Below are 8,480 nucleotides of genomic sequence, written 5' to 3'. Positions count from 1 at the left end.
CTACCATCGCATTTTCAGAAGGATCATGAGTGCCACTTGTAGTCATTATGATTCTAGCATTGGTATCCAAATAGGGCATCAATAATCTTAATAAGTAAAAATGAGCTAAATGGTTCACCGCAAAAGTCGTTTCAAAACCATCAACTGTTCTTGAATTAATATCAGGATGGTTCAAACCCGCATTGCAAATAAGTACCTGAATTTTTTTAGGTTTGATTTTTTTTGTGATTTCTGAAACGAATGAACGGACATTCTCCAAACTATTTAAATTCAGCGGAATGTGTTCTGCACCTTGGATTTCCTTGTTCCTATTTCCTAAAAACACCCTTGTATGAGGGTTGTTTATTAACTCTTTTGCAGTGATCCCCCCAAAACCAGAGGTGCCACCTGTCATAACAATGTTTAATTTTCCCATATCACTTTTTATTTAGGGCAAAGAAAGCAACAGGTTTTTTATCAAAATTGTACAGGAACGACTTCCTTATTAGTCATTTAATTTTGAAATGTACCTGTAAAAAGGGGCTTTCTCAAAAAAACTCTTGGGACTGTAAGCTGTAAACCGCTTAAATTCTCTTATAAAATGTGCCTGATCATAATAGCCTGCCTGATAGCCAACTTCGGTAAGGCTTATTGGTTGTTTCTCCATTAACAAGGACTTTACATTTTCGAAATGGCAGATTCTATTGAATGTTTGAATATTGACACCCATAAGTGCTTTAAACCTTCTTTCTATTTGGCGTTGGCTTAATGGTATTTCCTTTATTATGGATTCTAGCGAATTGAAGGTGTCCTTTGTTTTAATATTATCCGCTATCCTAAAGATGCGTTTGTCAATTTCATTTGGTTTGATGAATAGTTTCATCAAAAACGCTTCTGCTATTTCAATTTGAGTAGTAACATGTGCTGTTTCCATGAGTTCGTTTTGCGTTTTTCGAAAAGAATTTCCCCAAACTGAAGAAGCCGATAGTGCTTCATTGCCAAGATGTTCCATAGGAATATCCGTAAAGCGACTCAAACCGTAGGGAGAAAATTTTACTATGAGTCCCCGTGCGGTTGCCATTTCTTTCCAGTTTAAGATTTTGGAACCGCCGGATATACCTAAAAGCACCCCCGTTTCTATGGTTTGCTTGTTAGCGGAGAAAGGAATAGAAGATATCAACAGAGTGGCCCCGGGTCTCGACAAAAAGACCTTAGTATTTATTTTGGTCGTATGAAGGGCTAATATCACATAACTTTCAATGTAAGGTTTTAATTCCTGGCGGGTTGGAAAAATTTCAGTATAGCTTATCATATCAATTAAACCTCGCCCTAAATGCCATCGGGCTTTGGTTTGTTTTTTGCTTAAATAATTTACTGAAGGATTGCGGATATTCAAAACCAAGTTCATAGGCAATTTCACTGATCGAAAGTTCGTTGGTCGATAATTTTTCTTTGGCTTTTTCAATTATCTTGTTCTGTATGTGTTGTTGCGTGCTTTGGCCGCTAATTATTTTCAACATACTGCTTAAATAATTAGGCGAAAGGTTTAAATCGTTTGCTACTTGTGTAACCGTTGGAACTCCATTAATTAGAATATCACTACTATTAAAATAACTATCTAATTTTTCTTCGAGCTTTACAAGGATTTGATGATTGTTGATTTTCCGAGTAATAAATTGTCTTTCATAATAACGTTCAGCATAATTTAACAATAACTCTACTTGGGTAATAATTATATTTTCACTGAATTTATCAATATTTGCCTGGTATTCTCTTTGTATATTTTTTAAAATAGCTATAATAATATTTTCTTCTTTTTCTGACAAAAAAAGAGCTTCATTCACAGCATAACCAAAGAAATCGTAATTTTTAATAATTTTGGCTAATGGGGTATTCCACAAAAAATCTGGGTGAATAAGTAGTAACCACCCAGACGACTTTACTTCTATATTTTGGTTTATTTGAATGTTTAGAATTTGCTGTGGTGCCACAAACGACAATACACCTTCATTAAAATCATACGGTTGCTGACCATAATTAAATTTCTCACTTACATTTCGTTTTAATCCAATAGAATAAAAATCTTGTACCCACTTAATTTCATCTGAATCTGTAGGGTAATTAACCTTACTATAATCTACTAAACTAATTAATGGATGTTCTGGTTTTGGTAAATTACTATACCTATGAAATTCACTAAGGGATTTAAATTGATGCATTTTTTTTATTCAATAAATTTAAGCATTAATTTTCTTTGTACAGTATCATTCCTGCGTGATACAAAATTCCATTTTTGAATTCTCCATCTGCTGTAAATCCAGTATCATCTTTATAATCAATATGATTTCCAGTAACCTTATAGTCGCCTTGGTAAGCACTTTTCTTATTTCCTCTTGCTTCGTCATAGCGATTGTTAGGCAATAATTCGTGACGGATATTACCATCTTCTGTTACCCACATACCAATGTATGCTTTGGATTCTTCAATGGTTTCAATAATGTTGTTTGACATATCTTTTAATTTAGAAAGTTCGTAGGTGTCTAAAAAAGCGGTAACTTTTACAATAGAGTCGTTTTTGAAAATAAGCATCCAAGCATAATGATTTTCGTATGTTTCATCTGTTATCGTGGTTGCCGTTCCTTTCCAATTTAACCAAACCACATCATCTTCTGCTGTAATTGCTATTAATGCTGGTTTTATATTGGTTTTTAATTTAGATGTAATTGGAATCACTGCTTTTTGAATAAAATCATTTTTGCCTTTATAAACTCCAGAATAAGGTGATTTCCCAGTCACCGTCCATTCTACATTATTGGTTAACAGGTCAAAAAAACTACTTTCTGAAGTTGTCCATTTCTCAAATGCTAATTTAACCGTATTTTTATTCCTCTCCGCTTGATTCATTTCTTGACTACAGGCCGTGTTACCTAATAAAAGTAACATAGAGGTGAACAATTGTGTTGCTATTGAAGTTTTCATTTATTAAATCCTGTTGAAGTTGCTAAAGTTTTATTCTCTGCCATCGCATTTTGAATAGTTTCAATTTTAAGATCTGCATAATGATAGGCGTCTTCTCCCATAAAAAAGTGTATGGGTGGTTGCTCTTTTTCGCTTAAAGCGATAAAAATTTTAGCTGCTTTTTCTGGGTCATTGGGTTGATTCCCATTAATATCTTTTAAGTGTGCCTGTTCCATTTCTCGAGCAGTTTTATAAGCTTCAATGGGTTTGGCAGGTGTTTGAACAGAGCCCTCGGCTAAAAAATTCGTTTTAAAATAACCTGGATAAACTAAAGTTGTATGTACGTCAAACGGTTTCATTTCTTCAGCTAATGCTTCGGTAAATCCAGCAACCGCAAATTTTGTGGAACAGTAAATACCAAAACCAGCAAAATTACCTGTATAGCCACCAATGGATGCGATATTGAAAATATGTCCAGAGTTTTGTTTGCGTAGATACGGTGTGGCATTTCTAATAACGTTTAATGAACCGAATACATTTACTTTAAAATTCTTTTCTACTTCTTCTTCTGAAAGTTCTTCTAATGTTCCAATCTGGCTATAGCCGGCATTATTGACTAAAACATCTAACTTGCCAAAATGATTAATTGTAGCTTCAATAGCTTTTTTAACATCTTGGTTTTTGGTTAAATCCATTTCAATGGGTAAGAATGTTTTATTCTCTTCTCCAATAGCAGTAATTAAGGATTGCTTATTTCTTGAAGTAGCGGCAACACTGAATCCCTCTGCTAATAATTTTTTGACTAATGTTAATCCCAGACCTTTTGATGCACCTGTTATAAACCATACTTTTTTTGTGTTCATCTTTTAAGTTTTTAGTGTTAAAATATTACACTACAAAATTGGCATTTGATTAGGTATTACAAATATCCATATCAATGAATTACATAATCAAAACAACGATTTGATAAATTAAAACTATTGATTGCTTTTTTGGACAGTAAGATATTAAACCGCTATTTTATTATTTTTTCAAAATAGGTAATGTGGTCAAAAATAGTTGGTAGCTTTTTTTAGATATAATGATTATTTTTTCTCTGATTCGAAGAGGAAATAGGCTTTGGTGGAGACCAACTTATAAGCAATAGAATCAATCTCATAAAATAAAGAGCAACCTTAGGCTTGCTCTTTATTAATTCCTATTAGTAAATTTGGTGGCTTAATAAGAATGAGGGAAAAGAATAACTAGGTCTTTTAAAAAAGAAGTGTTATTTCAAGAAAGATTTACTTCAGGACTATTTTATCAGGAATTTAATCTTAATGGAACTCCTTGTATTTAAAAATTGATTACACTATCCAGAGCATCATCTGCATCCTTATGGATAAAGTTAGCTTGATAATTTAGAGTTGTTTTTAAATCACTATGGCGATATAATTTTTGTAACATTAAAGGGTGTATTTTATCTCCAGCAATATTTCCAAAACTGTGCCGGGCAATGTGATTTGATAAATTCTTGTCAATACCACATTGATTAGCTATACGCTTAAGGTATTTATTAAATAGTTTTGTCGCATTTCTAGTTTTCCTAAAAACATCTTCATCATCGTTAGAATTGGCATCTTTTAAGAAAGGAAAGACATATCCGTTATTTTCCGCTTGGTTCTTTCTGTAATAATTTAATATGGTATTGGCTTTATCTGGAATTTTAAGACTTAAGGGCTTTTCATTTTTATTCATAACATAGTAAAGCCTATTATCATTAAAATCTGCCCATTTTAATTTTACCACATCAGAGATGCGTATTCCAGCAAAATAAAAAGCAATTAACCATACATTGTGTGTATGCCAGATTGATGATTGAGGTTCAAATTCCAATGATTCTATTTTTTCAATTTCCTTAATCGTAAGACCGATTTTGTTGCCAGAACCAATCCGTATCTTTTCTTTTTCTCCTGCAAACGGATAAAATTTAGAAGCAACAATCCCATCTTTAATAGCAATATTAAAAAGGGTTCTTATAAAAATTAGTTGATTTGATATAGTACGTGTTTTCTGATTCAAGTAGGCAGAACAGAAAGTTTTATATCTTTCTATAAATGCCTGATCGATATCCCGGAATTTCAAGGTCTTGTTTTTCTTGAAATGATTAATCCCGTCCATAAAGGAATATTCGCCTTTACGTGACTTGCTAACCCTGTCCTTTCTTCTTTGTTTTATATCTGCAATCACCTTCTTTTTGGGTGATGAGGATTTAAGTGTTAAAAACTCTTCAATGTTATATAATATAGAAAGCTCAGATTTAGCTACTGAGAAAGTTCCACGATCATATTTGCTTTTAACGCGTTCAGCAGCAACTGAAAAAAATGATTTAGAGCCTCCGGGTCCTTTCAGTTTTTGTTTAGCCTGTTTGGGTGTAATACTATCATCTTTAGAATCAAAATAGAGATCGTTAGCTTCTGTCAACTTCTTCATCAAAAAGTTGTTTAGTTTTTTATGATTTGGGTGGGTTCTTTTAGCTTTTCCGGCAACTTTGTCCCAGTCCTTTTCAGACACATATTGACCAAGCCATTTATAATTTGTCTTGTAGTTTTCACTAATTCTTATAGCCAAAGGAATAGTTCCATCCTTTTTCATCATATTTTTACGCAATACAATTTTGATACTTGCCATAATAACCTTTTTAGAATAATACAAAGATACTAAAAACTAGTACAGAATAAGTACAGAATAATTTGATTTTGGATGATTTTATTCTAATATATAAAATATTAAATAGCTTTAAAACAATTGATTATGAGGGGTTTTGTGTTATTTTAATGATGCTAAGTGTCAAGCTCATAACCCGAAGGTCACTGGTTCGAGTCCAGTTCCCGCTACTAGCAAAGACAAGGCTTCACAGAAATGTGAAGCCTTTTTTTATGGATTGGGTACAACATAGGTACAACAATTTGAGTATTTATATGGGTAATAAGAAATAGTGCTAATTAACATTATTTGCCTGTATTTACTATTGCCGAATGTATGAACTAAAGCTTTAGAACAACTTTTTTGTAGAGTAACGGATCCCGTTTTTTATAATTCTTACGCCCATTCCCCTTGATTCCGCAGAAAAAGCTCCATTAAGAGAAATACTTTTCAATTAAAAAATCTTAGACACAACTTCAAAGCTTTCGATTTCCATTTCGCTACCCTCACCGAAAAAAGGCAGGAGCGCTACATTCCCAATCTCTGTCTTTAAAATCAAGTCCGCTTTAAATGCGGATAAATCCTGCTAAGAATGGAAATTCGGTTCCATAACCCGTTCAGCACATTCCCGCTCCATTGCGCAGAAAAGCTCCATTACGGGAAAAATGCTTCTCTACAAAAGTCTTGGACACAAGCAAAAATTTATTCTTCCATTCCACTATCTCCGCAAAAAGGCGGAATAACTCCATTACCGGAATAAGTTTTTTACTTAAGTCCGCTTTAAATCCTACTTCAAGAGGATAATCCACTTTCATAACCCGTTCAGCACATTCCCACTTCATTCCGCAGAAAAAGCTCCATTGCGGGGAAAGAGCTTCACTATAAAAGTCTTGGACACCATCCCCATTTTCTCCTTTCCATTTCGTTAGCCCTTCCCGCTATGCTGGGAAGCGCACCTCATTCCAAATCGAAATCGGGAATGGAGTCCGCTCTATCGGAATTCCATTATTCATTTGGCCGCGCTTCCCATGTTTTTGTACTTCACATAAAGACTTTAGACCCACTTCCGCGCCGTCACTGTCCCTTCCCTTTTTTTGTAAGCAAAATACCAACATTTGGAAGTTGAACAGACTGCATAACCGGTCGTGCCTCCCTTTTATAAGTCTTTATCAATTCCAAATATTGAAAATGTATCAGCAACAAAAAAAGGTAACAGCGACGGCACTACGGGAAGTAAATCTAAAATGAACATTATGAAATCGTACAAAAACATCAAAAAGGAAGCGGGGCCAAAAAAACAAAAAAAGGAAAACGCTCAAGATACAATAAGTAAATCGCTTCAAAAAAATATAAACGAAAACTGCCTGAAAGGTTCAGGTAGTCTATTAATTAATCTTTAATTCTTTTATTATGAGTACTATTAAAAATCACGTACAGCTAATTGGAAATGTTGGTCAGGAACCAACCATTACCAACCTTGAAAACGGTAAAAAAGTAGCCCGTTTTTCACTTGCCACCAATGAGTATTACAAAAACGAGAAGGGCGAAAAAGTGCAAAATACGGAATGGCATACCGTAATCGCCTGGGGAAAAACTGCAGAAATCATTGAGAAGTATGCAGGAAAGGGTAAGGAAATTGGAGTTAGCGGAAAATTGAAATCCCGTAGTTACGAGGACAGCGAAGGCGTAAAGCGTTATGTTACCGAAGTGGAGGCCAATGAAATCCTTTTGTTAGGCGTAAAGAACGGCAATAATACAGCCGAGTAAATAAAAAACAAAGAGGGCGACTCTGTGGAAAGTAGCGCCCTCTTTCATTATTCACCTTTTAAATTAGATCATAATGGAAACCAAAGTTAATGAAATCGCAATTAGTTATAGTGGAAACCTTAAAACAAATCAGCTTCCCAAAATAACTTCCTCACAAAATGCAGCCGAACTCCTTTACGGGCAATGGAACAAAAACAATATCGAACTGCACGAAACCTTTAAAATAATGTTGCTGAACAATGCCAATAAGGTAAAAGGTATTTATGAAGTATCTACAGGAGGCATTACCGGCACCTTGGTAGACTTAAGGATATTATTTGCCGTAGTACTCAAAAGCCTTACCACGGCAGTAATCCTCGCACACAACCATCCGAGCGGAACCTTGACACCGAGTGAACCCGATAAACGCCTGACCCAAAAAATTAAAAAGGCAGGGGAATTATTTGATATTAAGGTATTGGACCATTTGATCCTGACACCTGATGGAAATTATTTCAGTTTTGCAGATGAAGGAATCCTTTAAATGGAAAGCTTGTGATCTATCTTAATTTTTCACACCTGAACGAAGAGGTTCAAAAACGGCTTTTGGAGAATTCCAAAAAGGATGTGGAACGAAAATTTGGGGATGATATCCGCAAATACGTAAGAGAAAATTATACCTGCTTTGAGACGATGGTGGAGGAAGAAGCCTTGCGAAATTTATATTCCTATACTTTCATATTCAACATCTAATTTCCCTAAACTTTATAGTCAAACACCTCCAGAAATTTGGAGGTGTTTTTCTTTTCAATTATTTTCAATTCAATAAAAATCATTATCTTTATTTCGCTGAAATTCAGCATTTAATTTTACGTAGGGTTATCCATTTTTTGACTTTCGCCGATAACCGTACCCATCAATAAAATACATAACAGGAAATTATTTCCCTGGAACTAGCAATTGGCTTTTGACCAAATTGTACGGAATTTTTGTTCGCCTGTGGCGAACGAAAAGGAGTAGCAAGAGGGTAACACGCGCTGCGATGTTAAGCACTCCTTTTCGTTTTCAAAATGCTGATATTCAGCAACTTGAAAAAATATAAAATTCATGAC

At 34.4% G+C, this 8,480-nt stretch carries 11 protein-coding genes; 4 read left to right on the top strand and 7 right to left on the bottom strand.

Translation table 11 applies throughout. The features are described 5' to 3' along the window. The 7 genes from RM549_RS18290 to RM549_RS18260 all read right to left on the bottom strand — a co-directional run. Positions 1-415 (bottom strand): SDR family NAD(P)-dependent oxidoreductase (locus tag RM549_RS18290; RefSeq protein WP_311687444.1); only part of this gene is annotated, 415 nt, incomplete at its 3' end. A gap of 69 nt (positions 416-484) precedes the next feature. Further along, the gene (locus tag RM549_RS18285; RefSeq protein WP_311687442.1) at positions 485-1,291 is read right to left on the bottom strand and encodes a helix-turn-helix domain-containing protein; all 807 of its coding nucleotides are present in this window, start codon (positions 1,289-1,291) and stop codon (positions 485-487) included. Between the two features lies 1 nt (position 1,292). Beyond that, positions 1,293-2,198, bottom strand: a complete 906-nt coding sequence (locus RM549_RS18280; protein WP_311687440.1) for a helix-turn-helix domain-containing protein — start codon at positions 2,196-2,198, stop codon at positions 1,293-1,295. A gap of 25 nt (positions 2,199-2,223) precedes the next feature. Further along, positions 2,224-2,958 carry an Atu4866 domain-containing protein gene (locus tag RM549_RS18275; protein ID WP_311687438.1) on the bottom strand — a complete coding sequence of 245 codons (735 nt, stop codon included), beginning with the start codon at positions 2,956-2,958 and terminating at the stop codon, positions 2,224-2,226. Continuing rightward, on the bottom strand, positions 2,955-3,800 hold the full coding sequence (locus tag RM549_RS18270; protein ID WP_311687436.1) for an SDR family oxidoreductase: 846 nt from the start codon (positions 3,798-3,800) through the stop codon (positions 2,955-2,957). Before RM549_RS18270 ends, RM549_RS18275 begins: the two co-directional genes overlap by 4 nt. Positions 3,801-4,272: 472 nt before the next feature. Continuing rightward, on the bottom strand, positions 4,273-5,607 hold the full coding sequence (locus RM549_RS18265) for a tyrosine-type recombinase/integrase (RefSeq protein ID WP_311687434.1): 1,335 nt from the start codon (positions 5,605-5,607) through the stop codon (positions 4,273-4,275). A gap of 632 nt (positions 5,608-6,239) precedes the next feature. Further along, complete coding sequence (locus RM549_RS18260; protein ID WP_311687432.1) at positions 6,240-6,464, bottom strand: hypothetical protein; 225 nt, start codon at positions 6,462-6,464, stop codon at positions 6,240-6,242. A 411-nt stretch (positions 6,465-6,875) separates the two neighbouring features. Here RM549_RS18260 and RM549_RS18255 point away from each other — a divergent pair, with 411 nt between their 5' ends. The 4 genes from RM549_RS18255 (at position 6,876) to RM549_RS18240 (ending at position 8,121) form a co-directional block, all read left to right on the top strand. Beyond that, positions 6,876-7,022, top strand: a complete 147-nt coding sequence (locus RM549_RS18255) for a hypothetical protein (protein ID WP_311687430.1) — start codon at positions 6,876-6,878, stop codon at positions 7,020-7,022. Between the two features lie 10 nt (positions 7,023-7,032). Then, complete coding sequence (locus tag RM549_RS18250) at positions 7,033-7,389, top strand: single-stranded DNA-binding protein (RefSeq protein ID WP_311687428.1); 357 nt, start codon at positions 7,033-7,035, stop codon at positions 7,387-7,389. A gap of 73 nt (positions 7,390-7,462) precedes the next feature. Beyond that, positions 7,463-7,912, top strand: a complete 450-nt coding sequence (locus RM549_RS18245) for a JAB domain-containing protein (protein WP_311687426.1) — start codon at positions 7,463-7,465, stop codon at positions 7,910-7,912. An 11-nt stretch (positions 7,913-7,923) separates the two neighbouring features. Continuing rightward, a complete protein-coding gene (locus RM549_RS18240) occupies positions 7,924-8,121 on the top strand; it encodes a hypothetical protein (RefSeq protein WP_311687424.1) in 198 nt (65 codons plus the stop codon). The last annotated feature ends 359 nt before the right edge of the window (positions 8,122-8,480 follow it).

Source organism: Autumnicola patrickiae, assembly GCF_031846525.1.
Taxonomy (GTDB): Bacteria; Bacteroidota; Bacteroidia; order Flavobacteriales; family Flavobacteriaceae; genus Autumnicola; species Autumnicola patrickiae.
The sequence above is the reverse complement of the archived record's forward strand: the minus strand, read 5'-3'. Positions and strand labels throughout refer to the sequence as shown.

Coding starts and splice junctions, on each gene's coding strand:
- RM549_RS18280 (WP_311687440.1), bottom strand. CDS start 2,198: ATGCATCAATTTAAATCCCTTAGTGAATTTCATAGGTATAGTAATTTA.
- RM549_RS18285 (WP_311687442.1), bottom strand. CDS start 1,291: ATGATAAGCTATACTGAAATTTTTCCAACCCGCCAGGAATTAAAACCT.
- RM549_RS18270 (WP_311687436.1), bottom strand. CDS start 3,800: ATGAACACAAAAAAAGTATGGTTTATAACAGGTGCATCAAAAGGTCTG.
- RM549_RS18260 (WP_311687432.1), bottom strand. CDS start 6,464: ATGAAGTGGGAATGTGCTGAACGGGTTATGAAAGTGGATTATCCTCTT.
- RM549_RS18275 (WP_311687438.1), bottom strand. CDS start 2,958: ATGAAAACTTCAATAGCAACACAATTGTTCACCTCTATGTTACTTTTA.
- RM549_RS18245 (WP_311687426.1), top strand. CDS start 7,463: ATGGAAACCAAAGTTAATGAAATCGCAATTAGTTATAGTGGAAACCTT.
- RM549_RS18255 (WP_311687430.1), top strand. CDS start 6,876: ATGAAATCGTACAAAAACATCAAAAAGGAAGCGGGGCCAAAAAAACAA.
- RM549_RS18250 (WP_311687428.1), top strand. CDS start 7,033: ATGAGTACTATTAAAAATCACGTACAGCTAATTGGAAATGTTGGTCAG.
- RM549_RS18265 (WP_311687434.1), bottom strand. CDS start 5,607: ATGGCAAGTATCAAAATTGTATTGCGTAAAAATATGATGAAAAAGGAT.